The sequence below is a fragment of the Amycolatopsis sp. GA6-003 genome (genome assembly GCF_046267895.1).
Taxonomy (GTDB): Bacteria; Actinomycetota; Actinomycetes; order Mycobacteriales; family Pseudonocardiaceae; genus Amycolatopsis.
On record NZ_CP176499.1, the window covers coordinates 7452886 to 7479290 of the forward strand.

Sequence of the window (26405 nt, forward strand, 5' to 3'; positions counted from 1 at the left end):
TTCCGTGATCATCGACGTCCACGGCCACATGTCCGCGCCGGACGCCTACTACGCCTGGAAAGCCTCGCTGCTGTCGCATCGCGGCGCGCACGGTGGCAAACCCCCGGCCATCAGCGACGACGCGCTCGCCGCCGCGTACCACCACCCGCATCCGAGTTTCGGTGATATCTCACATCTGGCGCACCTCGACGGCGCCGGGATCGACCTGCAGATGATCTCGCCCCGCCCGTTCCAGATGATGCACAGCGAACGGCCGGCCAAGCTCGTGCAGTGGTTCACCGAGGAGACCAACAACCTCATCCACCGCGCGACCGAACTGTTCCCCGGCCGGTTCAAGGGCGTCGCCGGGCTGCCGCAGAGCCCGGACCTGACGCCGCGGGAATGGACCGCTGAACTGCGCCGCACGGTGACGGAGCTCGGCTTCGTCGGCGCGATGCTCAACACCGATCCCTACGAGGGCACGGAAACCCCGCTCGCCCTCGGCGACCGGTACTGGTACCCGGTGTACGAGGTGCTGTGCGAACTCGACGTGCCGGTGCTGCTGCACGCGGCCGGGTGCAAGCCGCCCGCGCGCGAACCGTACAGCCTGCACTTCATCCAGGAAGAAACCGTCGCGGTGTGGAGTCTCGTGAACTCGGGAGTGCTGAAGGACTTCCCGGACCTCAAGGTGATCGTCTCGCACGGCGGCGGCGCGATTCCGTACCAGGTGGGCCGGTTCCTGCCGTCGGTGGTGCGCACTGGAGTGTCCTATCTGGACAAACTGCGCCGGCTGCACTTCGACTCCTGCCTGTACACCCAGGACAGCCTGGAGCTGCTGATGAAGGTCGTCGGCACCGACCGGGTGCTGTTCGGCTCGGAGAAACCGGGCACCGGATCGCAGATCGACCCGGAGACCGGCCGTTGGTTCGACGACATCCACCTGCTCATCGACGACATCGCCTGGCTCGGCGAGAAGGAACGCGCCGACGTCCTCGAAAACAACGCCCGCGCGCTCTTCCAGCTCTGAGGGGGACGACCATGACGGAGATCGTCGCCGGATTCGGCACCTCGCACGGACCGCAGCTGAAGGCGCCACCACCGCACGCCTGGGATATCAGGGGTACGGCGGACCGCGCCAGCAAGGCATTGAAGTTCCGCGGCGAGACCTACCGCTACGAGGAACTGCGCGAGCTGCGGGAGGACTTCTCGCAGGAGATCACTCCGGAGGCGATGGCGCGTCGCTGGGAGAGCTGCCAGCGGTCGATGGACCGGCTCGCGGCCTTCATTCGTGCTCAGGACGTTGATGTCGTCGTCATCGTCTCCAGCGACCACAAGGAAACCTACGGCGACGAATGGCTCGCCCCGTTCTCGGTGTTTTGGGGCGACGAGGTCGCGCATGTGCCGTTCACCCAGGCGCAGCTCGACGCGATGGCGCCGGGCCTGGCCGAGGCCGCGGCCGGCGACGTCCCGGACCGCACGATCATGCGGCCCACGCACCGCGCGCTCGGCAAGCACCTCATCCAGTCCACCCAGGCCGAGGACTTCGACACCGGCGCCACCGAGGTCATCCCGGCCGGGCGGTACGAGAACCACGCCATTCCGCACGGCTTCGGGTTCATCTACCAGCGGTTCCTCGGCCAGGAATCGACGCTGCCGATGGTGCCGATCTTCATCAACACCTTCTGGGAGCCGAATCCGCCGGGAGCCAAACGCTGCTACGACTTCGGGCGCGCGGTCGCGCGGGCGATCCGGTCGTTCCCCGGGGACCTGCGCGTCGGCGTCGTCGCGTCGGGCGGGCTCAGCCACTTCGTGATCGACGAGAAGCTGGACCAGGAGTTCCTCCAAGCGTTGCGGGACCACGACGCTGGCTACCTCTCGAGCGTCCCAGCCGCCGAGATGCGATCCGGTGCCTCGGAGCTGCGCAACTGGATCGCGGTTGCCGGTATCGCCGACGAAGCCGGGCTCGCGGTGACGAGCGTGGACTACGAACCGTGCTACCGAACGGAAGCTGGCACTGGCAACGCGATGGGTTTCCTTACCTGGGAACGGAAGTGACTATGTCTCCCGAAGAGATCATCACCGCGCTGCGCGGACTCGACAGCTGCGCGGTTTCGGACGCATTGGACACCCTCGGCCTGCCCGGCGCGGTCACCGCGCTGAAGCCGATGTGGCCTGTGGGAACGGTCCTGGCTGGTCGGGTGCGCACGGTCACCGCCGCGCCCAAAGCGACCGCCGGACCGGCGACGCACATCGCCACCCCGCTGGTCGCGATCACCGAGCCGGACGACGTCGTGGTGATCGACAACCACGGCCGCACGGATGTTTCGTGCTGGGGTGGCCTGCTCACCGAGGCCGCGGTCCGGCGCGGCGTAGCAGGCGTCATCGTGGACGGTGCCTGCCGCGACGTCCAAGAGAGCGAAGCGCGGAAGCTTCCGGTCTTCGCGCGCACTGCGGTTCCGGTCAGCGCGCGGGGCCGCATCGTCCAGGCCGCGATGGACGAGCGTATCCAGATCGCTGGTATCTCAGTTGCCCCGCAAGACTTTGTGCTCGCGGATGTCAACGGTGTCGTTTTCGTCGCCGCCGGAGCCGCTCAACGCGTCATCGAACTCGCGCAGCGGATCGCCGAGCGGGAAGCCCGGATGGCGGAGGCGGTCCGGTCCGGTCGTGACGTGCAAGAAGTCATGCACGATTCCCAATTCCCCTCAGTCACCGTGGAGCAGCGCTGATGTCTCTCCTTGACCGCTTCTCCGCGCTCGGCACCGCGACGGTCTCCGACGCCCTCGACAAGCTCAAGCGCCCGGGCAGCCTGTTCGGTCTCGCTCCGCTCGCGGACGGACAGCGCATGGTCGGCCGCGCGTTCACCGTGCGGTACGTCAGTGCGCAGGTCCCCGCGGGCACCGTCGGCGACTTCATCGACCAGGTCGAACCGGGTCAGGTGATCGTGCTCGACAATGACGGCCGGCTCGACTGCACCGTGTGGGGCGACATCCTGACCGCAGTAGCGCACCAACGTGGTATCTCAGGCACGGTCATCGAAGGGGTCTGCCGCGATACACACCGCGCGCTGTCCATCGGCTATCCGATCTACAGCCGCGGTCGGTTCATGCGCACCGGCAAGGACCGGGTCGAGGTGGCCGAGGAACGCGGGCCAGTGACGATCGGCGGCGTAACAGTCCGGCACGGCGACATCTTGCTCGGCGACTCGGACGGGGTCGTGGCGATTCCGCGCGACTGCGAGGACGACGTGCTGGAGGTCGCCGAGATGATCCGAGCGCGGGAGGAAGCGATCCTCGCCGCGGCGCTCGGTGGCGCGACGATCGCCGAGGCCCGCGCGAAGTACGGCTACCACGATCTGCAGCGGGCGGACGCATGACCACATTGGCCGAAGACAGCAAGGAACTGCTGACGCTCGGCACGGCCACCCTGTACGAAGCTTCTGGCCTCGACTGCTTCCTGGATGCCGCGTTCCGACCAGCCTGGGACGGTGCGCAGATTGTGGGGAGCGCGGTGCCGGTGTCGGCGCAAATCGGCGACAACCTCGCGCTGCACCACGGGATCGAGGCCGCTGGCCCTGGTGACGTGCTTGTGGTCGACGCAGGTGGCGCGCCGTTCGGGTACTGGGGCGAGGTGATGGCGGTCGCGGCGCAGGCCCGAGGGATCAGTGGTTTGGTCATCGACGGCGGCGTCCGCGATACCCGGCAGCTCGCGTCGCTCGGATTCCCGGTGTTCAGCACGGCGATCTCGATCCGCGGCACGATCAAGAACTGGCCGGGCACCGTCGGCCGCCCGATCACCTTGCGCGGCCGGGTGGTTCGCCGCGGTGACGTCGTCGTGGCCGACCGGGACGGCGTCGTCGTGCTCCCGGCCGGAGAGTACGACCGGGTGCTGGCCGCGTCCCGCGCCCGTGCGGAGAAGGAAGAGTCCTATCTGGACCGGCTCCGTTCCGGCGAGACCACTTTGGACGTCTACGACTTTCGCGGCCTCGGCGTCCCGGACGAAGGGAGGTGACCCGATGACCTCCGACCAGCAACGGATCGACAGTTTCCGCCAGGCCGCTGGACGATTCGCTTCCGGCGTCACGGTGGTGACGACCGCGCTCGACGGTCACCTTTACGGAATCACCGCGACGTCGTTCGTCTCCCTTTCGCTGAACCCCCTTTTGGTGACAGTATCGATCAATTCGCACAGCCCGATCCTCGACGAAATCCGCGCGAGCGGAGTCTTCGCGATCAACGTGCTGGGCCGCCATCAACAGGACGTTTCCGCGTGCTTCGCTCGACGCGGTCGCGGCCGGAGCAAGGAACGGTTCGACGAGGTCGAGACGCACACCGAAGCCACCGGCGCACCAGTCGTCACCGGCGCGCTGAGCTGGTTCGACTGCACTGTGCACACCATGCTGGGCGGCGGCGACCACATCATCCTCGTCGGCGAAGTCGTTTCCGCGGGCGGGGGAACCGGGCAGCCGCTGCTGTATTGGTCCGGCGAATACCGCGAACTCAGCACGGCGGAAGAGGCCGAAGCGGACATCGGGCGGATCGCCGATTCGCTCTCCATTCAGCTGCATTTGCACGGCATGCGCACCGAACAGCTTTTGGAGGCACAGCACGCGGTCGAACCAGCGGCCGCCGCGCTCGCCGCACGGGCGGCCGGCGACGACCAAGTCGCACAATTGCGGGAGCTGGTCGAGGAATCGGAGAAACACGTCCACGACGCAAGCCGGTACAACCCGTTGTCGCTGGAATTCCACGCCCGGCTCGGCTTGCTCAGCGGAAATCCGGCGATCGCCGCGTCGGTCGGCGCGCTGAACCGCCCTCGGGAAAGCGTTTATGCCGTGCACACCAACGCCGAGCGGGCGACTCGTGCGGTCGATGCGCACCGCCGCATCCTTCAGGCCATTGAGGACCGTGACGAGGAGGCCGCGCGTCGGCTGATGACCGAGCACCTTGGCGTGGTGGCGCAAGGAATGCCGTGCTGAACGGAGAAACCATGGACGCAGACGTCCTCATCGTCGGGGCCGGTCCGGTCGGCCTGGTCGCCGCACTCGACCTGAGCAGCCGCGGGGTCTCGGTGATCGTCGTCGAGGAGCGGGAGTTTCTCGAACCGCCGAACGTCAAATGCAATCACGTCGCCTCGCGCACCATGGAAAGCTTCCGCCGGCTCGGAATCGCCGCGGAGGTGCGCGCCGCCGGACTGCCGCGCGACTATCCGCAGGACGTCGCGTTCCGGACCTCGCTGACCGGGCGGGAACTGTCGCGCATCCCGATCCCGGCGAGCGGGGAGCGGTACACCTCCCGGGTCGGTCCCGACACGAGTTGGGCGACGCCTGAGCCGCCGCACCGGATCAACCAGACGTTCCTGGAGCCGATTCTCGCCCGCAACGCCGCTGCCGCCCCCGGCGTGACGTTGCTCAACCGCACCCGGTTCCATGCGGTGAGCCAGGACGAATCATCCGTTTCGGCAATAGTGTCCGACGGCGCGGGCGAACGGACTCTGCGCGCGCGGTACTTCATCGGAGCGGACGGCGGCCGTTCGGCGGTGCGCAAGCAGATCGGCGCGAAGCTCAGCGGCGATCCGGTGCTCCAGCATGTGCAGTCCACTTGCATCCGTGCACCGAAGCTGTACTCGCTGATGTCCGCCGACGAACCGCGAGCGTGGGGGTACTACACGTTCAATTCACGCCGAGTCGGGCACGTGTACGCGATCGACGGCACTGAAACCTTCCTCGTGCACACCTACCTTTCATCGCCGGAAGAATCCGTCGACCGGGACGCGGCGATCCGCGCGATTCTCGGTGTGGACGAGGCGTTCGAGTACGCCGTCGTGTCCAAAGAGGACTGGGTCGCGCGCCGTCTGCTCGCCGACCGGTTCCGCGATCGGCGGGTGTTCCTCGCCGGGGACGCTTCGCATCTGTGGGTGCCGTTCGCCGGATTCGGGATGAACGCGGGCATCGCGGACGTGCTCAATCTGACCTGGTTGCTCGGTGCCCACCTTGGTGGCTGGGCGGCGGAAGGGATCCTGGACGCCTATGAAGCCGAACGGCGGCCGATCACCGAACAGGTGTCGCACTTCGCGATGAACCACCAGCGAAAGCTGGCCCGGCCAGGGCTTCCTGCGGAACTGGAGGACGATACCCCGGCCGGTGACGCCGCGCGCAAGGCGTTCGGCGCTGCCGTACGGGAGTTGAACGAGCCGCAGTTCGCCGCCGCTGGGCTGAATTACGGGTATGCGTACCACGATTCCCCGATCATCGCTTACGACGGCGAAGAAGCACCCGGCTACACGATGGGCAGCTACACACCGTCCACTGTGCCCGGTTGCCGTGCCCCGCACTTCACGCTGGCGGACGGCTCCTCCCTGTACGACCACTTCTCGCCCGGCTACACGGCGATCACCGGGCGCGGCGTTGATATCTCAACGCTGACCGGTGAAGCGGCACGCCGAGGTATCCCATTCGCGGTCGTTGAAGTGACCACGCTGCCAGCTGAATATCTTTGCCCCGTCACGTTGGTACGTCAGGACCAGACTGTGGTCTGGCGAGGTGCTCCGCCCGACCGGGCGGCCGCGGCCGAGTTGTGGGAAAAGCTTCGCGGCGCTTGACCCCTTGGCCCCCAGTGAAGGCCTCCTCGAGGAAACCCCTCGAGGAGGCCTTCACTGGTTTCACCGGCGGATGATTTTGCTGGCCGCCATGGCTTTCAGGCCTTCCACGCCGAACTCCAGCCCGTACCCGGACGCCTTCGTGCCGCCGAAGGGGATGGCCGGGTCGACGCCGCCGTGCTGGTTGATCCACACGGTGCCCGCCTCCAGCCGCTGCGCTACCGCGTTCACCTGGTCCGCGTCGGCACCCCAGACCGAAGCGCCCAACCCCTGGTCAGTGCCATTGGCGCGGCGCACCGCGTCGTCCACGTCGGTATAGCGGATCACCGGCAGCACCGGTCCGAACTGCTCCTCGTCGACTACCGCGGCACCGTCCTCGACGTCCGCGATGATCGTCGGCCGGTAGAACAGCGGCCCCAGTTCGGTCGCTGGCATGCCACCGGTGACGATCCGGGCACCGCGCGCCCGCGCTTCTTCGACCAGCCGGGAGACGATCTCGAACTGCGCGGGGTTCTGCACCGGCCCGAGCCGGTTCGCCTTGTCCCGTCCCGGCCCCATCGGCGCTTTCTCGGCGCGTTCGGCCAGCGCGGAGACGACGTCGTCGTAAAGCGATTCGTGCACGTAAAGCCGTTTGAGCGCGGCGCACACCTGGCCGGTGTTCATGAAAGCCGCCCAGAAGAGCTTGTCGGCGACGGCTTCCACGTCCGTGCCGGGCAGCACGATCGCGGCGTCGTTCCCGCCCAGTTCCAGGGTGAGCCGCGCGAGGTTGCCCGCCGAGCTTTCGACGATCCGGCGTCCGGTCGCGGTCGAGCCGGTGAACACGATCTTGGCGATCCGCGGATGCGCGGCCAGCGCGGCGCCGACCTCGCGATCCCCGGAGACCGCGGTCAGCACGTCCGCGGGAAGGCGGCGGCGGAAGATCTCCGCGAGCGCGAGCACGCTCAGCGGCGTCTGCTCGGAAGGCTTGAGCACCACCGTATTCCCCATCCGCAACGCCGGCGCGACGTGCCACACCGCGATCATCACCGGGAAGTTCCACGGGCCGATCGACGCTACGACGCCGAGCGGGACGTAGTGCTGTTCCGCGCCATCCGGAAGCGGCTGCGGTTCGAGCACCGTGTCCGCCGCGGCCCGGAGCCAATGCGCGGCGCCGTGCGCCTCACCGGCACCGCCGGCCTTGCCTTGCTCCGCGGTGATGATCTCGCCGAGTTCTTCGGCGTGCGCGTCGATGTCGTCCGCGACGACGTGCAGGATTCGCGACCGTTCAGCGTGTCCCAGCGCGGCCCAAGACGGCTGTGCGGCCGCCGCGGCGGCGACCGCGGCGTTCAGCTGGTCGACCGTGTGCACCGGTGCGTGGCCAACGACTTCCCTGGTCGCGGCGTCCAAGACGGGCCGCCCGCGGTCGTCGGCGACCGAGACGGTGGTCAGCAGTGCGTTCATGCGGGACCCTTCCGTAAAAGTTCACATTGAATATAGTCAATTGCGGGCGGCGGGACCAGGTGCGACCAGGCGCGGCTACCGGAGGCCGGCGAGCGTCGCGATCCGCAGTCCGGTGTGGAGTTCGCGGCGCACCTTCCCGTCGGCGAGATCGACGTCCGCGACCGCGCGGACGCGATCCAGCCGGTAGTAGAGGGTGCTGCGGTGGACGTGCAGCGTCAGCGCAGTGCGCTGGGCGTCGCAGCCGCAGTCGAGATAGGTCTCCAGGGTCTGCGCGAGATCCGGTCCGGACTGCGCGGCGAGCAGCCGGCGGACAGCATCGGGGAGATCTGAGATATCAACGTCTTCGAGCGGGAGTTGCAACAGCAGCCGGTCCAATCCCAACTCCGACCAGTGGACCACGCAGCCGGTGTCGCCGCCGCGCAAGGCAATCCGGGCTTCCCGCAGCGACCGGTGCGCCGCGGACAGCGGCGCGTGCGCCCCGCCGACTCCCGCGTGCAGTCCGGAAAAGGCGGGCTGGGCAAGGAGGGTCGACAGTCGGTCGGTGTCGATTTCGTACGGCACCAGCAAGACCGCTTCGCTGCCGAGCACCGCGCCGGCCGCTTTCAACGTGGGGAAGACCGGAATGCTCGACAACGCCCGGTCCAGCACGAGCCGGAGTGTCGCGGAACTGGGCTCGGCCCGTGGCGGGGTCGCGATGGAGATGACCGTGTAGTGCGGGACGGGGGAGAGCAGGCCGCTCGCGAGCAGTTCGTCGGCGGCGCGGACGCGCTGGTCCTCGTTGCCTTCGAGAAGCGCGGCGAGCAGGCGTCGGGCCCGGTCCTCGTCTTCCCGGTTTCCGAGCGCCATGGCGGCCAGCAGCAATCCGATCTGGTCCCGGCGTTCGCGCAGCTCGTCGTCGTCCTCGTAGGCGGATTCGTCGTCCTCGGGGATTGTCGAGGAGAGGTAGCCGACCAGCCGCCCCTCGTGCCGCACCGGCGCGACCAGCCGGGACTGCCCGCCGTCGAGCGGCGGGATCCGGACCGGCTCCCGCGCCTGGCCGACCCGATAGTCCCTAATGGACTCCCGGGCGCGCGAAGATCCTTTGTGGGACAGGATGATCGCCAGCCGGGCGTGGTCGACGTCCTGGTCGTGCACGCTGAACGCGATCACCGTGAAGTCGACGTCGAACACGATGACCGGCCGCCCGAGCCGGTCGGCGTAGGCCTGCACCTGTCCTTCGAGAGTCATGCCCGCCTCTTCCGTTGCCAGCTGCCGGAGATTTGATCTATATTCATTATAGACATTTGACGAGAGGGCTCCGCATGGCACAGATGACAGGCGGTGACGCGCTCGCCAGGGCGCTCATCAGCGAGGGCGTCGACACGGTCTTCGGCATTCCCGGGGTCCAGCTGGACGGGCTCACCGACGGCATGTACCGCGAGCGCGACGAGCTGGAACTGGTCGTCCCGCGGCACGAGCAGGCGACCAGCTACATGGCGGACGGCTACTACCGCGCTTCCGGGCGGCCCGGCGTGGCGATGGTCGTGCCGGGGCCTGGAGTACTGAACGCCGGCGCTGGCATGGCAACGGCCTATGCCTGTTCCTCGCAGGTGATGCTGCTGGCCGGGACTGTCCCGTCGCCGCTCGTCGGGTCCGGGCTCGGGGCATTGCACGAGATTCCCCGGCAGACCGACACGGTCCAGGGACTGACGAAATGGTCGGCGCGGCCGAAGCGGGTCGAGGAGATTCCGGACCTCGTGCACGAGGGATTCCGGCAGATGCGGACCGGGCGGCCGCGGCCGGTCGCGCTTGAGCTGGGGCCGGATTTGCTGCACGCGGTGGCGGATCTCAAGCCGGGGGAGCCGTTCGGGGTGCGGGAGCCGGAGGCTCCGGAGCGGGAGGTGGCTGACCTTGTTCGGTTGCTGGCGGCTTCTGCGCGGCCGGTGATTCATGTCGGCGGGGGGATGCGCGACCCGCGGGCGTTCAAGCTGCTGGCTCGGCTCGCTGAATTGCTGGACGCGCCGGTGGTGATGAGCGAGAACGGGCGAGGGGCGATCGATGCCCGGGATCCGCATGCGTTGCCCGCGTTCGCGTTGTGGGAGTTGCGGGCTACGGCGGATTTGGTGGTGTCGTTTGGCAGCCGGTTCCTGACGCCGTTCGGGCAGCAGTTGAATATCGGCGACGCTCGGCTTGCGTTGGTCAATATCGATGCTGCTGATCTTCGCGCGCCTCGTCGTCCGGATCTCGCAATTAATGCTGATGCGGTGGCGGTGTTGGCGGCGTTGGTGGAACGGCTCTCGCCTCGGGTTGCGTGGGGTTCCGAGCTGACTCGGTTGCGCGAGGATTGCGACGCTCGGATTCGGAAGCAGGCTGGGCCGCAGATGGAGTTCGTGGACGCTATCCGGGCCGCATTGCCGGAGGATGGGGTTTTCGTCAACGAGCTGACGCAGATCGGGTATGTGTCGACGTATGGGTTTCCGGTGCGGGCGCCTCGGTCTTATGTGTGGCCGGGGTATCAGGGGACGCTCGGGTACGCGATGCCTACTGCGCTGGGGGCCGCGGTGGGGGCTGGCGGGCGGCCGGTGGTCGCGGTTACCGGGGACGGGGGGATCGGGTGGTCGATGCAGGAGTTCGCTACGGCCAAGAAGTACGGGATTCCGCTGGTGACTGTGTTGTTCGAGGATTCCCGGTTTGGGAATGTGTGGCGGATTCAGCGGGATACTTACGGGGGGCGGTTCATTGGGTCGGACTTGACTAATCCGGACTTTGAACTGCTTACGCAGGCGTTTGGGCTGGATTTTGCGCTGGCGGAGGATGCTGCCGCGGTGGAGAAGTGCGTGGGGGCGGCGGTGGCGGCTCGGCGGCCTGCGGTGGTGAAGGTGCCGGTCGGGGTTTTTCCTTCGCCTTGGCCGTTGATTCACGAGAAGCGTTGACGGCTCGTCGCCTGGCGGCGACTTTGCAGACGGTTGTTGCGTCGGCCCCCCGATTTTTTAGTGTGACTACGGCGCTGGGGTGCTTGTCAAGGCGGGAAAGATGCCTTGACAAGCACCCCAGCGCCGTGTTTTTGGCTGTGTATCGGGGGTGGGGGAGGGGTGTGGGTGCCTCGCTTGTTTGGGTGCGTTTGCTGCGTTTCAGGGGTGGTGGACGTGGCTTAGTGCGAGGCTTGCCAGGGCTGCTGACTGGTCGGCTAGGACGTTGTCGTCGAAGACTGCGCGGGGGGAGTGGTTCATTTCCGCTGTGTCCGCGTTTTCTCCCTCTGGGGTGGTGCCCAGGAAGATGAAGGCGCCGGGGACTTCGTTCAGTACGGCGGAGAAGCTTTCTGACGCCATTATTGGGTGTTCTAGCGGCACGGCCCGTTCTGCGCCGAACAGGTCGCCGAGTACGTTCAGCGCATGGGTGGCTGCTTTTGGATCATTTGAGGTGACTGGGTAAACCGACTTGAATTCCGTTTCTGCTCGGCAACCGAAGGCTGATGCGATCCCGTCGGTCAGTGAAGGCAGTTCGCGGGACAGGGTCTCCACGTTCTCCGGGGAGAGGGCGCGGATCGTTGCGCCGAGCGTTGCTTCGTCGGGGATGGCGTTGATGATCTCGCTCGCGTGCATTTTGGTCACCGACAGCACCACGGGGTCGAATACTGGGAACCGCCGGGTGACATAGGTGTGCAGTGCCGAAATGATCTGTGCTGCCGCGGGAACCGGGTCCACTGCCTGATGCGGGCGTGATCCGTGTCCGCTGCGGCCGAGTACGCGAACGGTCAGGCTGCTGGCCCCTGCCATGACCGGGCCGGGGCGGGTGGTGAACACGCCGGCGCGTCCGGGCAGGACGTGGATGCCGTATGCCGCCTCGACGCCGGTGAGCACGCCCTCGGAGATCAATCGTTGTGCGCCGCCGCCGGCTTCCTCGCCCGGTTCGAACATGAAGACCACTGAGCCGGCGATTTCGTCGCGGTGGGCGCTCAGCAGTTTCGCTGCGCCGACGAGCGCCGCGGTGTGCAGGTCGTGGCCGCACGCGTGCATCAATCCGGGCGTTTGCGAGGCGAAGGGCAGTCCGGTCTCCTCGGTGACGCGCAGCGCGTCCATGTCCGCGCGCAGCAGGACCGTCGGTCCGGGCCGGGTGCCGCGCAGTACCGCGACGATCGAGGTGAAATCGTGCGGGCCGGGCGTCACTTCCAGGTCCAGTGAGGCCATCGCGTTCAGTACTGTCCGCTGAGTGCGGGGAAGGGCGAACCCGGCTTCGGGCTGGGCGTGGAGGGTGCGCCGGAGGGCGATCAGGTCTGGCAGGAGGGCGGCGGAGTCGGCGAGGATCGAGGCGGAAACCGGCATGGGGCTCCTTAGGCAACGGTGCGTGCCGCGCTGGTGACGCCAGCGTCTAATGTCTACAATCAATATAGACGATGCCGGGTGTTCGGGGTTCCGGTGCGCCTCTAATCTGTCACTACGCGTGACCCGCGTCGGCGACGTCACCGGACCGAGTACTTCGGAGGACCCTTGCCGCAGATCACGAACACCGCCGCAGCCGTCCAGGTCGCTCGCGCGCTCGAGGACGAGATCGTCTCGGAGGGCTGGAGCGCCGGGCACTTCGTCGGCCGACGTCAAGAACTGATGGCGCGCTTCGGGGTCGCTCCGGCGACGCTGAGCGAGGCGATCCAGCTGCTGCGCGCCCGCGGCATCGTCGACGCGAAGCCCGGCCCGGGCGGCGGGATCTTCGTCGCGACGCGCTCGCCGTTCACGCACCTGAGCGATCAGCTGCTCCAGTTGCGGGAGGGGAAGGCGACCGTGGAGAACTGTCTGCGCGTCCTGGACGCGCTCGACGGTTCGGTGCTGCACGACGCGGTCGAGAACGCGAGCGACGAGGACATCGCTGATATCTCAGCGTGCGCCGAGACGCTGAAGGCGGCCTGGGATTCCGCCGAGGCTCCCACTGCGATCTGGGCGCTGCACGCGCGGATCGCGCAGGTGTCGCCGAATGAGCTTTTGCGCAGCCTGTACACGAATCTCGTGGACTACATCATCGCCGCACGGCTCGAAGGCGTCACCGCGCCGACCACCCAGGAGCGGTTGCGGACGCACCTCGATTTCGCCGAGGCGGTCATGAAGCGCGACCACGACCTGGCGGAGTCGGCGATTGCGCGGCACCGCCGACCTGCTGTGGCAGCCCGGCCTTCCTGATATCTCAAGCGGGCGAACTTGATGGATGTACACGCGCTCAGAATTATGTATATTCATTACAGTTAATCGCTCGGCTTGAGGAGGATGCATGCTGCTGGAGCTCCGCAGTGTGGTCGACCGCGTGCTCGCCGCCCCGGATCGCTCGTCCCGCGGTGCGCAGCCGCCGATCCGCTTGTCCCAGAACGAAATGCCGTGGGCTCCCGCCGACGTCATCGTCGCCGCGATGACCGACGCGGCCCGGAACGCCCATCGCTACCCCGATTACCACCGGGCCGCGGCCCGTGCCGCCGTCGCCGAGGCGATGGGCCTGGACGCCGGGCGCATCGCGATCGACAACGGCTCCGGCACTCTGCTGCACGCGCTCGCCCGGCTGGTGTGCGAACCCGGCGTGCACGGTGTGCGTCCGGCACCGTCCTTCGAGGCGTATGCGGCCGCGCTTTCGCTCGCCGGCGCGGAGTCCACAGAGGTCGGTCTCGACGCGAACGGCGCGATGGATCTCGACGCGATGCTCGCCGCCGTCGGCCCGGAAACCCGCATTGTCTACCTCTGCAATCCCAACAACCCGACGGGCGGGCTGCGCGGTGTCGAGGATATCCGCGAATTCCTGAAAAGCGTCCCGGCGCGCGTGCTGGTTGTTGTCGACGAGGCGTACCGCGAGTTCGTGTCTGCCGAACCGGTGGACGCGACTGTCGGATTGCTCGACGAGTTCGAGAATCTCGTGCTGCTGCGGACATTGTCCAAAGCACACGGTTTGGCGGGCATCCGCGTGGGTTATGCCGCTGCGGCGCCACGGATCGCGGAAGCGTTGCGTCGCACGTCCGTCGGATTCGCGCTCAACAGCGTGGCCGAGGCGGCGGTCATCGCGGCGTTGAGCGCGGAAGGTTTGGCTGTGGCCAAGGAAAGAACCGCGGTCATCGTCTCCGAGCGCGCCCGGGTCGAGGCCGAGCTGACCGCGGCCGGCGTCGCGTATCTGCCCAGCCAAGCGAATTTCCTTTTCCTGCCCGGAGATGCCGCCGAGCTGCTGTCCCGTTTGGAGGCTCGCGGCGTGCTCGCCCGGCCGTTCCCGAAGGCGGGCGGCGCGCGCGTGACGATCGGGCTGCCCGAAGAAAACGACGCGGTGCTTTCCGCTCTCAGGTGACCAATGGTTTCCTCCGACACCGTGTCGGAGGAAACCGGAAGGACTTCGGAGAGCCGCTCGATGAGCCGCCGCACCCGAGTTCTTACGCTAACCGGCAGGACGGACGGAGCTGTTCGTCCCCGCGGCGGGCAACCGGCCGCTCGCAGGAAGGAACGACTGCAGTGACGGAGCGCCTATTCGAGCACGACCGGCGGGCCTCGACGCGCCGCTCGGTGACCGGCGGCGTGCTCAAAGCGACCCTGCTCGCCGGGCTCACGCTGATCTTCGTTTATCCGGTCGCGATGATCGTGCTCGGCGCCTTCCGCGACGGGCTGCCCTCGGACAACATGCCGTTCACGACGAGCGGTCTGCTCGCCGCGTTCGAATCCCCGGAAACGTGGCACACGCTGTGGAACTCGATCGTGCTGGTCGTCGTGTGCGGCACGATCTCGGTGGCCGGCGGCGGCCTGTTCGCCTGGATCGCGGCCAACACGAACGTGCCCGGCCGCACCTTGCTCACCCCGATCATGGTGATCAACCTCTTCGTCCCGCCGCTGTTTCACACGCTCGGCTGGATCATGCTCGGCAACGCGCAGAACGGCCTGCTCAACCAGCTCGGCCGCGCGCTCGGCACGCACGGGCCGCTGATCAACATCCAGGGCTGGGGCGGGCTGATCCTGCTGACTTCGCTCGGCTACATGCCGTTCGCGTACCTGCTGCTGCTCGGCGCGTTCAAGAACCGCGACCAGTCGCTCGACGAGGCCGCGGCGATCAGCGGCGCCGGAACGGTGCGGACGTTCTTCACCATCACCATCCCGTCGGTCGGCCCGGCGATCACCGGCGCGGCGCTGCTGATCGCGGTGCTGGTGTTCCAGTCGTTCGACGGACCGCAGCTGATCGGCAGGCAGGCGGGGATTTACGTGTTCTCGACGCAGATATATCACTACGTGCGGGATGAGGCGCCAGCCGAATACACCAAGGCGTTCGCGCTGTCCCTCGTGCTGATCCTGCTGGTGCTGCTGCTGTTCCTCGCGCAGCGCTGGATGCTGCGCGGCCGCAGCTTCACCACGCTCACCGGCAAGACGTCCCGGCGCGATCCGCAGGAGCTGGGCCCGATCCGGTGGGTGCTGTCCGCGCTGATCGTCGTGGTGGTGCTGCTGAACTTCCTGCTGCCGCTGTTCGCGATGGTGCTCGGCAGCCTCCAGCCGATCTTCGGGGTGATGAGCACCGGGCTGACCCTCGACAACTACGTCACGATGCTCACCGACCCGCAGTTCAGCTCGAGCCTGGCGCTCACCGCGTGGCTAGCGGTCATCGGCGGCTTCGGGTCGATCTCGATCGCGCTGCTCACGACCTACGTCACCGCGCGGCGCCGGGGATTCCTGCGCAGCTACACCTCGTTCGCGGTCTGGATCCCGTGGGCGCTGCCCGGGGTCGTGCTCGGCCTGGCCTACATGTTCGCCGTGCTCTACCTCCCGGCCTTCCGCGGGCTCTACGGTTCGGCGTTCCTGATGACGCTCGTGCTGGTCGTCGCCACGATCCCGGTGTCGAGCCGGATCGCCGAGGGCGCGCTCGCCCAGCTGTCCCCCGAACTCGAGGAAGCGGGCCGGATGTCCGGCGCGAGCGCGGGACGGGTGCTGGTGACCATCGTGCTGCGCCTGGTGATCCCGAGCTTCCTGGCCGGCTGGTTCCTGTCCGCGCTGTTCATCTCGGGCAACCTCGCCGTGCCGATGCTGCTCGCGCCGCCCGGCCTGGAACCCGTGTCGCTGACCGCCTTCCAGCAGTTCCTCACCGGTGAGATGTCACGGGGCGCGGCACTGTTCATGATCATCCTCCTCGCCGCGTTCGCCGTCCTCGCGCTCGCCGCGGTGTCCGTCAAGCTCGGCGGCCGGTTCCTCGGCCGCGACCGTTCCGCAGGTCCGCTCTCCCGCCTCACTCCCTGATCCGAGAGGAAGAACAATGAAGTTCTCCCGTACGAAACTGCGCGCGCCGGCGTTGGCGCTCACCGCCGGCCTGCTCGCCTCGCTGACCGCCTGCGCGTCGGCGGGCGCGACCAAGCCGAGTACGCCAGTCGAGGTCCCTGGTGCGTCAGCCGAGGCCAACAAATATATGAACGAGCTGTACGACAAGGCCTTCGCGGCCAACCACACCCAGCTCGTGCTGTACGGACCCGGCGTGACCGCGAACCAGGCGATGAACGACGTGTTCACCAAACGCTTCCCCGGGATCAAGCTGCTCCCGCAGGACCAGGCGGACGCGCAGATCCTCACCAAGCTGGACACCGAGGCGCAGAGCGGCAACCGGATCGCGGACATCTACGTCGGCGGCGAATCCCCGCAGGCGGCCGCGAAACCGAACATCTGCACTCCGGCGGACGTGCGCACGGCCGATCCGGGGTTCAAGATCCCGACCGACAACGACGGCAGGCTCACCTACTTCGCCTTGCGCTACTTCGGGTTCGTCTACAACACCGACCAGGTGCAGAAGCAGGACGCGCCGAAGAACTGGCACGACCTGCTCGACCCGAAGTGGAAGGGCAAGATCGCGGTCGGCGACATGACCGTGCCCGGCGGCATCCGGTACATCCTCGAATCGCTGATGCTGCCCGAGAACGAGAAGAAGTGGGGCCGCTCCTACCTCGAGAAGCTCGCCGCGCAGGATCTGCAGATATCTCAATCCGAGCCGATGGTGCCCACAGATGTCGCCAGCGGCCGGTTCCCCGTCGGCATCGCGGTATATCAGGGCTACTTCGAGGCGCAGAAGCAGAAGGGCGCGCCGATCGAGATGGTGTTCCCGCTCGAGGACGGCGGAAACTACATGGCGCGCTCGGCGCTGTGCGTGATCAAGGACGCGCCGCACTTAGAGGCGGCCCAGCTGTACGTCAACTGGCTGTACTCGCCGGAAGGGCAGAAAGCGCTGGCGGAGAAGGACAACTCCTACGGCCGCACTCCGACCGCGCCCGGCCCGCCCGGACTGCCGTCGCTGGACAAGCTGCCGCGGCTGCCGTTCTCGAACCCGGACCCCGCGTTCAACAAGCCGTACTTCGACTTCATCACCCAGGCGTTCAAGAAGTAGCACCTCGCCTCCCGGCCGAAGAGAAAGCGCAGGTCACGATGACCGAGGTCCAGGTATCCGGACTGACCAAGAAGTACGGCGCGAAGGCGGCGCTGCACGAACTGGACCTGACGATCGAGTCGGGGCAGTTCGTGACGCTGCTCGGCCCCTCGGGCTGCGGCAAGACCACGACGTTGCGCTGCCTGGCCGGGCTGGAGCGGCCGACGTCCGGCCGGATCGTCATGGGCGACCGGGTCGTGGTCGACACCGCGCGGCGCACGTTCGTGCCCGCGGACAAACGCAAGGTCGGCATGGTGTTCCAGAGCTATGCGCTCTGGCCGCACCTGAGCGTCACCGACAACGTCGCGTATCCGCTGAAGGTGGCCCGGATGCCCGGCCGGGAGCGCGCGCAGCGGGTGCGGGAAATGCTGGACGCGGTCGGTCTTTCCGATCTCGGGAAACGTTCGGTCACCGCTTTGTCGGGCGGTCAGCAGCAGCGCGTGGCACTCGCCCGTGCGCTGGCCGCCCGGCCGGGGATCATTTTCTACGACGAACCGTTGTCCAATTTGGACAGCAAACTGCGGTATCAGATGGGCCAGCAGGTGCGCTCGCTGCACAACCGGTTCGAGACGACGTCGGTCTACGTGACGCACGACCAGGAGGAAGCGATCACGCTGTCCGACCGGATCATCGTGATGAGCGAGGGCGTCATCGTCCAGTCCGGCACGCCGAGCGACCTGTACGACCGCCCGAATTCGGCGTATGTCGCGGATTTCATGGGATTTCAGAACATTCTTCCCGGAACCGTCACCGGGGTGCGCGGCAAAACCGCCGAGGTGCGGGTCGACGACACCTCGCTGGTCTTTTCCGGGATCACGACCGGCGAGGTTTCGCTCGGGGACCGGGCCGACATCGCGTTCCGCGCGGCGCACGCCCGGCTGTCCTCGGAGGGTTCGGGGGTTCCCGGCGCGTTTCGCGGGACTGTCGAGCGCACCACTTACCTCGGCAGCGCCGTCAACCTCCTCGTCCGCGCGGACGGCCTCCCGATGCGCGTGCGCACCGAAACGGCCGAACTGTCCGCGGAATCCGTCCCGACCGCGGGCGAGGAACACACTTTCGCGGTCAGCCCCGACCGCGCCGTCGTCATCCCGCACGAGAACGCGGCTCCCTCCGACGACGATTACCTGACCACGATGACCGATGCCGCCGTCGCGCCCCGCTGACGCCGGACGAAGGGAAGAATCCGTGCCCGCTTTGCCCACTCCTCGTTCCGACGGGCCGCGGATCCGTGAACTCGCCGAGATCGGCGGGCGCACCGACACCCGCGACGTGCTCGCCCACGCGACCAAACAGGCCGAACGGGAGTACGACGACTATTTCATCGTCGACATCGACGCGCACGTCTCGGAAGACCATTTCTGGGGCGAGGTGCTGGAACTCATCGACAACGACGTGTGGCGCCAAATCGGCATGGACCAGTTCGGGAAGTTCGCCGGCAACAACGCGTTGCTGAACATCCAGCCTGGTATGTCACATCAGAGCGTTGGCGGACGGCTCGGGCACCAGGGCCGCAAAGAGCCGCTCGACGGGGTGGACGGGCATCCCTTCGTCGCCGCTGCTCGCCGCGGCATGGACGCGATGGGGCTGGACTACCAGGTCGTGTTCCCGAGCGCGATGCTGTTGCTGGGCATGCACCCGCAGGACGAGATCGAGGTCGTGCTCGGCCGGGCGTTCAACCGCTGGCTGACTGAAGTCGTTCTGCCGCAGGACGATCGGCTCAAGGGCATGTTGTATCTGCCGTACAACACGCCGGAGGTTTGCGAGGAGCTGGTCGAGAAATACGCCGACAACGCCGGGATTATCGGGTACACGGTGTGTTCGACACGCAACAATCCAGTGCATTCGGATGTCTACACCCGGCTGTACAAGCTGATCGAGGACAGCGGTAAGCCGCTCGCGTTCCACTCCGGGTATCACTGGGGGGATCCGTCGTTCGCTCAGCTGAACCGGTTCTTGTCGATGCACGCGTTGTCCTTTACGCATTACAACCAGATTCATGTGACGAACTGGATCATCAACGCGATGCCGGAGCGGTTCCCTCGGCTGAAGATGGTGTGGGTGGAGAGCGGACTCGCGTGGATCCCGTTCCTGATGCAGCGGCTCGACCATGAGGTGCTGATGCGTCCCAGCGAGGCGCCGGGGCTGACTCGGTTGCCCAGCGAGTACATGAAGGACATGTGGTATACGAGCCAGCCGATGGAGCGTACCAGCATGGAGTTGCTGGAGGCCGGGATGAAGGCGTTCAACGCGGAGACGCAGTTGTTGTATTCGTCGGACTGGCCGCATTGGGACTGGGACGCACCGTCGACCATCACGCGGCTGCCGTTTTTGTCGGAGCAGGCCAAGCGGAACATTCTTGGGCTTAACGCCGCCCGGGTTTTCAACCTTCCTACTGACCGCCGGAAGCCCGCCGCGCAGAGCGTGCTCCGTGAGCGTCCGGGGGTTTCGTGATCATGACATCCGAACTGACGTCATTGGTATCTCGGCTCGGGCCGTTGACATCTGAGATCGCTTCCGGGGACCAGGCCGCCGCGGTGGCCGATGAGGAGATCGCTGATCTGTTGTACGCGGCGGCCCGGTTGTTCTCCGCCAAGACTGATCGGGTGGGGAAGATTTCCTGGCCGATTCGCGAGGACGCGTTGACTGCTACGGAGACTGTGGTTCTGGTTACCGCGTTGCTGGACGCCGCGGATGTCAATCTTTTCGATATGGCGATCTGGTATCGGAGGGCCGAATGAGTGCGGTACGGCGGGAGGTCGTTGTCGCCGGGTTCGCGGATCTCCAGGCGCGGGGGCGGATCGTGGTGGAGGTCGACGGGCTGGAGGTGGGGGTTTACTTTCATGCCGGGGAGGTGCGGGCTTGGCATAATGTGTGTCCGCATCAGGGCGGGCCGGTGTGCCAGGGGAAGATCATGCCTCGGACTGTTCAGCCGGTTCGGGAGGATCGGAAGAGCGCTGGGCCTGCGTTTCATCCGGCTGATCGGAATATTGTTTGTCCTTGGCATGGGTTTGAGTTCGATGTGTTGACTGGGCGGCATCCGGCGGATGGGCGGGTGCGGTTGCGGGGGGTTCCGGTTCGGGTGGTGGGGGATGAGGTTGTGGTGACTGTGTGAAGTGTGGGGCGGCGGCTCGTCGCCTGGCGGCGACATTGCGCCCGGGTGGGTGCGTTGGCCCCCCGATTTTTTAGTGTGACTACGGCGCTGGGGTGCTTGTCAAGGCGGGAAAGATGCCTTGACAAGCACCCCAGCGCCGTGTTTTTGGCTGTGTATCGGGGGTGGGGGAGGGGTGGGTGCCTCGCTTTTGGGTGCATCGGTGCGGTTGGGTGGCGGGGAAGGGGCGTCCTGGCGGACGCTTTGCTTCTGGGTCAGAGTGTGTTCGGGTCTATTTCTACTGCGGCGAAAAGGATTCTCGCGCAAAGATCTCGCAGTTCTTCCGTGCTGATCTTGGGCTCGTCCAGCCAGTCGAGAATCAGTGTCGCCACAAACGAAAGCCATCCTCGGACTGCCAGGCGGGTCGTTGGCGTGACTGGGCGCAGCAGGCTCACTGCGGACAGGATTCGCTCGGCGTTCGCTGCCATTCCTGCTTCGCAGATTTCCCGGATCTCGCGGTCGGCGTCGCCTGCGCTGCGGTGCACGATGCGGTAGCCGTCGGGGTGGGTGCGGGCGAACTCGAGGTATACCTCCAGTCCGGCGCGCAGCTGTTCGGCCACTGGCAGCGCGGGGTCGGGTTCGCTCATCTTCAGCAGCTGGTCGCGCTGCTCGCGGACGATCGCGGCGAAGAAATCCTTCTTCGTGGGGAAGTAGTGGTACAGCAAACCGCGCGAGACGCCGGCGATTTCGGCTACCTCTTCGATCCACACCTCGTCGTACGGGCGGCCCGCGAACAGGCCTGCTCCGATGGTCAGCAGCTGTTCGCGCCGCTGCTCCGTGCTCAGGCGCGTCCGCATCCTCCCAGCTTACTTGACACCGGTTCAGCAGCGGGGGATCGTGACCCTATTGGATGTGGGTTCAGTAGGGGAGCGACACGTTGGACACCACCGCGATTCCGCACCGTCCGGGGCGGCTGCCCGTCGTCGGCGACCTGCTCGGGGCCAGTTTTCGCACGCCCCTGCAGGGCACCATGCGCGCCGGCGAGAAGCTCGGGCCGATTTTCACCCGCAAGTTCTTCGGTCTCGAGATCGTGTTCGTCACCGGGGTCGACCTGGTCACCGAGCTGAACGACGAGACGAAGTTCGGCAAGCACGTCGGGCTCGGTGTCGAGCGGTTGCGCGCGGTCGCGGGCGACGGGCTGTTCACCGCGCACACCCGCGAGCCGAACTGGCGGCTGGCCCACGACATCCTTCAGCCCGCGTTCTCCGCGGAATCGATGCGCCGCTACCACTCGACGATGCTCGAGGTCGCCGGCGAGCTGACCGCGGCGTGGGACCGCGCGACCGGGCCGGTCGACGTCGCCGCCGACATGACGCGGCTGACCCTCGAGACGATCGGCCTCGCCGGTTTCGGCTACCGGTTCGGGTCGTTCGAACGCGCTGAACCGCATCCGTTCGTCACCGCGATGATCCGGGCGCTGCGGTTCGCGCAGCTGGAGAACGTGAAGATCCCGTTCGTGCGGCGCGTGCTGGCCGGGTCGGCGGCGCAGAACCAGGCTGACATCGCGACCATGACGAATCTGGTCGACGAGGTCATCGAGACGCGCCGACGCGAGGGCGGCGAAGCCCGCGATCTGCTCGGCCTGATGCTTACCGAGGGCCACCCCGCGACGGGCGAGCAGCTCGATCCGGTGAACATCCGCAACCAGGCGATCACGTTCGTCGTCGCGGGCCACGAGACGACGTCCGGCGCGCTGTCGTTCGCGTTGTACTACTTGACGCGCCACCCCGAGCTGATGGAGAAGGCCCGCGCCGAAGTCGACGCGGTGTGGGGCGATCGCGAACCGGCCTTCGGGGACGTCGCGAAGCTGCGGTACGTCCGCCGGGTGCTCGACGAGGCGATGCGGCTGTGGCCGACCGCGCCGGGCTACTCCCGGGAAGCGCGCGAAGACGTGGTGCTGGGCGGGAAATACCCGATGCGCAAGGGCGATTCGGTCATCGTCCCGCTGCCGATGCTCCACCGCGACCCGACGGTATGGGGGCCGGATCCGGAGAAATTCGACCCGGACCGCTTCGAGCCGGCTGCGGTGCGGAAGCGTCCGGCCCAGGCGTACAAACCGTTCGGCACCGGGGAACGCGCGTGCATCGGCCGCCAGTTCGCGCTGCACGAAGCGGTGCTGGCGTTGGGGATCATGCTGCAGCGCTACGACTTCGAAGCAGATCCGGCGTACGAGCTGAAGATCGTCGAATCTCTGACGCTGAAGCCGAGCGGGTTCACTGTCCGGCCGCGGATCCGGCAGCGGGCAGCGGTGCTGGCCAGCTGACGCTGGTTCCCCTGGACAGCGTTTCAGCCTCCCGAGTTGTGCATCTTTCCCGTGGAGAGCCGCCGCGCTACGATCAGGGCAGTCGTACAGGACGATCGCCCTGTACGAACGCCCAGGGCGATCGACCAGGAGAAAGCGGATGAGTTCACCGGCGGCGGCACGCGGACGCGACGTGCGGCAGCGACTGCTGGCAGCGGCCACCGAGCTGGTGCCGGAACGCGGCTGGACGGCGGTGAGCACCCGGGTGCTGGCGGACCGGGCCGGGGTGACGCCGAGCGTGGTGCACTACCACTTCCCGTCGCTGCAGGCGTTGCTGCGCGAGGCGGTTCTCGACGCGATGCGCGAGGTGCTGGAGAGCGTCGGCCCCTCGCTGGCCGCGACGCAGAACCCGGCTGACCTGGTGACTGCGCTGTTCAGGTCGGTCGAGCCGTACACCGGGGTGGACCCGTTGTCGGTGCTGTTCGTCGAGGCGTATCTGGCGGCGCGGCGCGACGACGAGCTTCGGGACCAGATCGGGGGACTGCTCCTGGCGTTCCGCGCGCAGCTCAGCCGCTGGCTCGCCGAACGCGGCGTTCCCGAGCCGGACGCGACCACGGAGGTGCTGGTGGCGACCATCGACGGCTTGCTCCTGCACCGAGGTCTCGCTCCCGGGGGAGACCCGGCGGCGGTCAACACCGTCCTGCGGGGGCTGGTCACGCGTTCCCGGGGAGGCGAAGTGCGCTGAGGATCCGGAGGCCTCTGCTGGACTGCGACCAGACCGCCCAGGTTGAGATATCAACGTGGAGCACAGGCCGTGCCACGCTGGTCGGAGACGCGGCGTGCACTGTCGCTGCTGGCCGGACAGGGAGCGTCGCTGGGCATGTCCGTACTGGCCGAGCAGCTGAACCGCGCGTCGTCGATTTCCGAAGGACTGTTGGGATGCGAACGGCTGTGGCGTCCCGTCGGTTGCCGCGAATTGACCGATTCGTGGCCGGGAGTTCGACCGGGAAATCCACCGCGCTCATGACGAACCCGCACCATTCGGCCAGGGAAGGAGTTCGCCCGTGAACCCGATCGCGCGCACGGTCTTCAAGGCGCCGGCGAAGCTGTACGACCGTGACCTGGGATGGTTGCTGGGCAAGCGTTTCCTGTGCCTGACCCACGTCGGCCGCAAATCCGGCCGCCGGTACCGCACGGTGCTGGAGGTGATCGGAGTCCGTCCGCGAACCGGCGAGGTGCTGGCCATTGCCGGATTGGGCCCGTCGTCCGACTGGTACCGCAACCTCCAGGCAGCCCCGGCGGCGGAGGTCGCGATCGGCCGGCGGAAGTTCGTCCCCGCGCACCGCGTCCTCGGCGAATCCGAAGCAGCCGACGCGATCGCCGACTACGAACGGCGAAATCTGCTGCTGCGGCCGATTCTGCATCCGGTGCTGAGCAAACTGCTGGGCTGGCGCTACGACGGCTCCGACGCGGCGCGGCTCCGGATGGTCCAGCAGCTGCCGATCGTCGCCTTCCGCCCGCGCGGCGGAACCGCATCCGACCAAGAAGGTGCCGACCACTGATGAACTACATCGCCGAACTGCGCGAACTCGTCGGCGCCCGCCCGCTGATCCTGCCCGGAACGTCGGTGCTGATCGCCGACGAGCGCGGCAGGCTGCTGCTGGTGTTCCGCGGGGAAAGCCAGGACTGGGGACTGCCCGGCGGATTCCTCGACCCCGGCGAGTCCTTCGAGGACGCGGGCCGCCGCGAGGTGCGGGAGGAAATCGGCCTGACGGTGCGGGACCTCGAACTGTTCGGCGTCTACTCCGGACCGGAGTACTTCTACCGGTACCCGCACGGCGACGAGGTCCACAACGTCACCGCCGCGTTTACCGCGACCGTCGAAAACACCGAGGTCACCGTGGACGGCACGGAGATCACCGGCTACGAGTTCTTCGCACTGGACCGGCTCCCGGAAGACCTCATCGCCCCGGAACGGCCCATCGTGGAGGACTATGCGAAGCGGTTCGGCGGGTAGACGGGGCGGTTGTCCGCGACGAGGAATGCTGGGGTAATGCGCTCGGCCGGGTGTGGGTGGGGCGTTTTGTTGAATGCGGCGTCGGGGGCGAGTGCCGGAGTCGGTGGACCCGGCGGCGGCAGCTTGGCGCGGATTTCAGATCGTCGGGAGGATCCCGCCGTCGCCCCGGAATTCAGCGCCCGTCAGCCATTTCGCCCGGCTGGAGGCGAGAAACACGATCATCTCCGCCGCGTCGGACGGATCGCCCGGCCGTCCCATCGGAACGTCCAGCCGGTCCACGATCCGCTGCTGAATTTCGTCCACGCCAACGCCTTCCCGCACCGCGCTCTGCTGAAGATGTGCGACCGCGCCCTCCGTGGCGACAAACCCCGGCACCACGCACACGACCCGGACGCCCTGTGTGCTGACCTCCGTCGCGAGCGAACGGCTGTACGCGTTGAGCGCCGCTTTCGCCGCCGCGTAGGAAGCTTCGCCACGTTGCGGCAGGTGGCTCGCGATCGACGACACGTGCACCACCACGCCCGACCCGCGCTCGGTCATTCCCGGCACTAGCGCCCGATCCAGCCGGACCGCGGCCAGCAGGTTCATCTCCAGATCGGCGAGCCAGGACGCGTCTGTCCGCTCCAATGTCGGTGCCGGGCCGGTCGCTGCTCCTGCGTGTTGACCAGCACGTCGACCCCGCCGACGCTTTCGGTTATCCGGCGGCCGAGGTCGGCCGCACCGGCTTCGGACGAGAGGTCCGCGGGGAAGAATGTCGCTGGCAGATCGTCCGGCGGAGCGCTGCGCGAGGCTGTCAGCACAGTCGCGCCCGCGGCGGCGAAGCGGCGGACCGTTGCCGCGCCGAGGCCGCGGCTGCCGCCGGTGACCAGTACTCGGAGGCCGGCGAGACCCTCGTCCGGACTCCGGAAACTCAACCCTAAACTGAACCTGACTCACCTTATGGAGGTGCGGTGTCTCCCTCACGACCGCTGCGCGCCGACGCACGACGCAACCGCGACGCGCTCCTCGCCGCCGCGCGCGAAGCGTTTCTCGCCGGAGAGGCCGACGCGCATGTGGACGAAATCGCCAAGCGGGCCGGGGTGGCGGTCGGGACGCTTTACCGGCACTTCGAGACGCGCGAAGCCCTCGTCGAGGAGGTCTACCGGCAGGAAGTCGACCAGTTGTGTGCTGTGCCATCTCAACTGCTCCGGCAGCACGCGCCGGCCGAGGCGTTGAGATATTTCCTGCTGCGGCTGGTGGAACACGCGTCCGTCGGGAAGGGAATGGCGGTCGCGCTGGAGAGCATCATGGCGACGGATTCGCCGGTCTTCGAGGACGCCCGTGCTCAGCTGGCCGGTGCTTTAGGCCAGCTGCTCGAAGCCGGGGCGGCGGACGGGACGCTCCGCGCCGATGTGGGCGAGCGCACGGTGCTGCGCGCGCTCGGCGGGATCTGCGGGATGCGGCTCGCGGAGGGGTGGGAGGAAGAAGCGGTCCGGATCACCGAAATCCTCTTGGACGGATTGCGGTACCGGGCGCGCGCGAGCGGCCGGGTCCGAACTGGACCGGGAGAATCCGGCTGACCTGACTGCGCATCGGCCAGTGACAGAGCCGGTCGCCGGCGGGCCTCG

The 26405-nt window shown here is 67.3% G+C and carries 27 protein-coding genes; 21 read left to right on the forward strand and 6 right to left on the reverse strand.

Annotated elements, in window-relative coordinates; all coding sequences use genetic code 11:
* The first annotated feature begins 4 nt into the window (after positions 1-4).
* From F9C12_RS33770 to F9C12_RS33800, 7 genes are read left to right on the forward strand one after another with little or no spacing between them, the layout of a single operon-like run.
* Positions 5-1006, forward strand: a complete 1002-nt coding sequence (locus tag F9C12_RS33770) for an amidohydrolase family protein (RefSeq protein WP_409463087.1) — start codon at positions 5-7, stop codon at positions 1004-1006.
* An 11-nt stretch (positions 1007-1017) separates the two neighbouring features.
* The gene (locus tag F9C12_RS33775; protein ID WP_409463088.1) at positions 1018-2034 is read left to right on the forward strand and encodes a hypothetical protein; all 1017 of its coding nucleotides are present in this window, start codon (positions 1018-1020) and stop codon (positions 2032-2034) included.
* A 2-nt stretch (positions 2035-2036) separates the two neighbouring features.
* Positions 2037-2705, forward strand: a complete 669-nt coding sequence (locus F9C12_RS33780; protein ID WP_409463089.1) for an RraA family protein — start codon at positions 2037-2039, stop codon at positions 2703-2705.
* Positions 2705-3352 carry an RraA family protein gene (locus F9C12_RS33785; RefSeq protein WP_409463090.1) on the forward strand — a complete coding sequence of 216 codons (648 nt, stop codon included), beginning with the start codon at positions 2705-2707 and terminating at the stop codon, positions 3350-3352. The genes F9C12_RS33780 and F9C12_RS33785 overlap by 1 nt, the downstream gene beginning before the upstream one ends.
* On the forward strand, positions 3349-3987 hold the full coding sequence (locus tag F9C12_RS33790; protein WP_409463091.1) for a 4-carboxy-4-hydroxy-2-oxoadipate aldolase/oxaloacetate decarboxylase: 639 nt from the start codon (positions 3349-3351) through the stop codon (positions 3985-3987). The genes F9C12_RS33785 and F9C12_RS33790 overlap by 4 nt, the downstream gene beginning before the upstream one ends.
* 4 nt (positions 3988-3991) lie before the next feature.
* Positions 3992-4954: a flavin reductase gene (locus F9C12_RS33795; RefSeq protein WP_409185804.1), complete on the forward strand. Its 963-nt coding sequence runs from the start codon at positions 3992-3994 to the stop codon at positions 4952-4954.
* 11 nt (positions 4955-4965) lie between these two features.
* Positions 4966-6576 carry an FAD-dependent monooxygenase gene (locus F9C12_RS33800; RefSeq protein ID WP_409463092.1) on the forward strand — a complete coding sequence of 537 codons (1611 nt, stop codon included), beginning with the start codon at positions 4966-4968 and terminating at the stop codon, positions 6574-6576.
* A 60-nt stretch (positions 6577-6636) separates the two neighbouring features.
* On the opposite strand, the gene F9C12_RS33805 is transcribed toward F9C12_RS33800, so the two are convergent.
* Together F9C12_RS33805 and F9C12_RS33810 are read right to left on the reverse strand one after the other, a co-directional pair.
* Positions 6637-8013 carry an aldehyde dehydrogenase family protein gene (locus F9C12_RS33805; RefSeq protein WP_409463093.1) on the reverse strand — a complete coding sequence of 459 codons (1377 nt, stop codon included), beginning with the start codon at positions 8011-8013 and terminating at the stop codon, positions 6637-6639.
* 75 nt (positions 8014-8088) lie between these two features.
* The gene (locus F9C12_RS33810; protein WP_409463094.1) at positions 8089-9240 is read right to left on the reverse strand and encodes a PucR family transcriptional regulator; all 1152 of its coding nucleotides are present in this window, start codon (positions 9238-9240) and stop codon (positions 8089-8091) included.
* 74 nt (positions 9241-9314) lie between these two features.
* Here F9C12_RS33810 and F9C12_RS33815 point away from each other — a divergent pair, with 74 nt between their 5' ends.
* The gene (locus tag F9C12_RS33815; protein WP_409463095.1) at positions 9315-10925 is read left to right on the forward strand and encodes a thiamine pyrophosphate-binding protein; all 1611 of its coding nucleotides are present in this window, start codon (positions 9315-9317) and stop codon (positions 10923-10925) included.
* Between the two features lie 198 nt (positions 10926-11123).
* Here F9C12_RS33815 and F9C12_RS33820 read toward each other — a convergent pair whose 3' ends face one another.
* Positions 11124-12314 carry a M20 family metallopeptidase gene (locus F9C12_RS33820; RefSeq protein ID WP_409463096.1) on the reverse strand — a complete coding sequence of 397 codons (1191 nt, stop codon included), beginning with the start codon at positions 12312-12314 and terminating at the stop codon, positions 11124-11126.
* A gap of 165 nt (positions 12315-12479) precedes the next feature.
* Between F9C12_RS33820 and F9C12_RS33825 the strand changes: the two genes are divergently transcribed.
* The 8 genes from F9C12_RS33825 (at position 12480) to F9C12_RS33860 (ending at position 20503) form a co-directional block, all read left to right on the forward strand.
* Positions 12480-13160, forward strand: a complete 681-nt coding sequence (locus F9C12_RS33825) for a FadR/GntR family transcriptional regulator (RefSeq protein ID WP_409185810.1) — start codon at positions 12480-12482, stop codon at positions 13158-13160.
* Between the two features lie 88 nt (positions 13161-13248).
* Positions 13249-14298 carry a pyridoxal phosphate-dependent aminotransferase gene (locus F9C12_RS33830; protein WP_409185811.1) on the forward strand — a complete coding sequence of 350 codons (1050 nt, stop codon included), beginning with the start codon at positions 13249-13251 and terminating at the stop codon, positions 14296-14298.
* Between the two features lie 161 nt (positions 14299-14459).
* Positions 14460-16220, forward strand: coding sequence for an ABC transporter permease (locus F9C12_RS33835; RefSeq protein ID WP_409185812.1), 1761 nt, complete (start codon positions 14460-14462; stop codon positions 16218-16220).
* Between the two features lie 16 nt (positions 16221-16236).
* Positions 16237-17352, forward strand: coding sequence for an ABC transporter substrate-binding protein (locus F9C12_RS33840; protein ID WP_409463097.1), 1116 nt, complete (start codon positions 16237-16239; stop codon positions 17350-17352).
* Between the two features lie 38 nt (positions 17353-17390).
* The gene (locus tag F9C12_RS33845; protein ID WP_409185814.1) at positions 17391-18554 is read left to right on the forward strand and encodes an ABC transporter ATP-binding protein; all 1164 of its coding nucleotides are present in this window, start codon (positions 17391-17393) and stop codon (positions 18552-18554) included.
* Between the two features lie 22 nt (positions 18555-18576).
* Entirely contained in the window at positions 18577-19842 is a 1266-nt protein-coding gene (locus F9C12_RS33850) for an amidohydrolase family protein (protein WP_409463098.1), read from the forward strand.
* 2 nt (positions 19843-19844) lie between these two features.
* Positions 19845-20129 (forward strand): hypothetical protein, encoded by a 285-nt coding sequence (locus F9C12_RS33855; RefSeq protein ID WP_409463099.1) that lies wholly within the window; start codon positions 19845-19847, stop codon positions 20127-20129.
* Entirely contained in the window at positions 20126-20503 is a 378-nt protein-coding gene (locus tag F9C12_RS33860) for a Rieske (2Fe-2S) protein (protein WP_409463100.1), read from the forward strand. Before F9C12_RS33855 ends, F9C12_RS33860 begins: the two co-directional genes overlap by 4 nt.
* A gap of 251 nt (positions 20504-20754) precedes the next feature.
* Here the strand turns inward: F9C12_RS33860 and F9C12_RS33865 are convergent, their stop codons facing one another.
* Positions 20755-21336 (reverse strand): TetR/AcrR family transcriptional regulator, encoded by a 582-nt coding sequence (locus F9C12_RS33865; RefSeq protein WP_409463101.1) that lies wholly within the window; start codon positions 21334-21336, stop codon positions 20755-20757.
* Positions 21337-21416: 80 nt separating this feature from the next.
* On the opposite strand from F9C12_RS33865, the gene F9C12_RS33870 reads away from it, so the two are divergent.
* The 4 genes from F9C12_RS33870 to F9C12_RS33885 all read left to right on the forward strand — a co-directional run bounded on the left by F9C12_RS33870 (position 21417) and on the right by F9C12_RS33885 (position 24798).
* The gene (locus F9C12_RS33870) at positions 21417-22802 is read left to right on the forward strand and encodes a cytochrome P450 (RefSeq protein WP_409463102.1); all 1386 of its coding nucleotides are present in this window, start codon (positions 21417-21419) and stop codon (positions 22800-22802) included.
* A 139-nt stretch (positions 22803-22941) separates the two neighbouring features.
* Positions 22942-23526, forward strand: a complete 585-nt coding sequence (locus tag F9C12_RS33875) for a TetR/AcrR family transcriptional regulator (protein ID WP_409463103.1) — start codon at positions 22942-22944, stop codon at positions 23524-23526.
* A 319-nt stretch (positions 23527-23845) separates the two neighbouring features.
* Complete coding sequence (locus F9C12_RS33880; RefSeq protein ID WP_409463104.1) at positions 23846-24343, forward strand: nitroreductase family deazaflavin-dependent oxidoreductase; 498 nt, start codon at positions 23846-23848, stop codon at positions 24341-24343.
* Complete coding sequence (locus F9C12_RS33885; protein ID WP_409463105.1) at positions 24343-24798, forward strand: NUDIX hydrolase; 456 nt, start codon at positions 24343-24345, stop codon at positions 24796-24798. Before F9C12_RS33880 ends, F9C12_RS33885 begins: the two co-directional genes overlap by 1 nt.
* A gap of 135 nt (positions 24799-24933) precedes the next feature.
* Here the strand turns inward: F9C12_RS33885 and F9C12_RS33890 are convergent, their stop codons facing one another.
* Together F9C12_RS33890 and F9C12_RS33895 are read right to left on the reverse strand one after the other, a co-directional pair.
* Complete coding sequence (locus F9C12_RS33890; protein WP_409463106.1) at positions 24934-25425, reverse strand: SDR family oxidoreductase; 492 nt, start codon at positions 25423-25425, stop codon at positions 24934-24936.
* A complete protein-coding gene (locus F9C12_RS33895) occupies positions 25383-25712 on the reverse strand; it encodes an SDR family NAD(P)-dependent oxidoreductase (RefSeq protein ID WP_409463107.1) in 330 nt (109 codons plus the stop codon). The genes F9C12_RS33890 and F9C12_RS33895 overlap by 43 nt, the downstream gene beginning before the upstream one ends.
* A 36-nt stretch (positions 25713-25748) precedes the next feature.
* On the opposite strand from F9C12_RS33895, the gene F9C12_RS33900 reads away from it, so the two are divergent.
* Positions 25749-26357, forward strand: a complete 609-nt coding sequence (locus tag F9C12_RS33900; protein WP_409463108.1) for a TetR/AcrR family transcriptional regulator — start codon at positions 25749-25751, stop codon at positions 26355-26357.
* The last annotated feature ends 48 nt before the right edge of the window (positions 26358-26405 follow it).

Coding starts and splice junctions, on each gene's coding strand:
- F9C12_RS33885 (WP_409463105.1), top strand. CDS start 24,343: ATGAACTACATCGCCGAACTGCGCGAACTCGTCGGCGCCCGCCCGCTG.
- F9C12_RS33875 (WP_409463103.1), top strand. CDS start 22,942: ATGAGTTCACCGGCGGCGGCACGCGGACGCGACGTGCGGCAGCGACTG.
- F9C12_RS33820 (WP_409463096.1), bottom strand. CDS start 12,314: ATGCCGGTTTCCGCCTCGATCCTCGCCGACTCCGCCGCCCTCCTGCCA.
- F9C12_RS33855 (WP_409463099.1), top strand. CDS start 19,845: ATGACATCCGAACTGACGTCATTGGTATCTCGGCTCGGGCCGTTGACA.
- F9C12_RS33815 (WP_409463095.1), top strand. CDS start 9,315: ATGGCACAGATGACAGGCGGTGACGCGCTCGCCAGGGCGCTCATCAGC.
- F9C12_RS33845 (WP_409185814.1), top strand. CDS start 17,391: ATGACCGAGGTCCAGGTATCCGGACTGACCAAGAAGTACGGCGCGAAG.
- F9C12_RS33775 (WP_409463088.1), top strand. CDS start 1,018: ATGACGGAGATCGTCGCCGGATTCGGCACCTCGCACGGACCGCAGCTG.
- F9C12_RS33860 (WP_409463100.1), top strand. CDS start 20,126: ATGAGTGCGGTACGGCGGGAGGTCGTTGTCGCCGGGTTCGCGGATCTC.
- F9C12_RS33840 (WP_409463097.1), top strand. CDS start 16,237: ATGAAGTTCTCCCGTACGAAACTGCGCGCGCCGGCGTTGGCGCTCACC.
- F9C12_RS33785 (WP_409463090.1), top strand. CDS start 2,705: ATGTCTCTCCTTGACCGCTTCTCCGCGCTCGGCACCGCGACGGTCTCC.
- F9C12_RS33810 (WP_409463094.1), bottom strand. CDS start 9,240: ATGACTCTCGAAGGACAGGTGCAGGCCTACGCCGACCGGCTCGGGCGG.
- F9C12_RS33805 (WP_409463093.1), bottom strand. CDS start 8,013: ATGAACGCACTGCTGACCACCGTCTCGGTCGCCGACGACCGCGGGCGG.
- F9C12_RS33865 (WP_409463101.1), bottom strand. CDS start 21,336: ATGCGGACGCGCCTGAGCACGGAGCAGCGGCGCGAACAGCTGCTGACC.
- F9C12_RS33830 (WP_409185811.1), top strand. CDS start 13,249: ATGCTGCTGGAGCTCCGCAGTGTGGTCGACCGCGTGCTCGCCGCCCCG.
- F9C12_RS33780 (WP_409463089.1), top strand. CDS start 2,037: ATGTCTCCCGAAGAGATCATCACCGCGCTGCGCGGACTCGACAGCTGC.
- F9C12_RS33795 (WP_409185804.1), top strand. CDS start 3,992: ATGACCTCCGACCAGCAACGGATCGACAGTTTCCGCCAGGCCGCTGGA.
- F9C12_RS33800 (WP_409463092.1), top strand. CDS start 4,966: ATGGACGCAGACGTCCTCATCGTCGGGGCCGGTCCGGTCGGCCTGGTC.
- F9C12_RS33790 (WP_409463091.1), top strand. CDS start 3,349: ATGACCACATTGGCCGAAGACAGCAAGGAACTGCTGACGCTCGGCACG.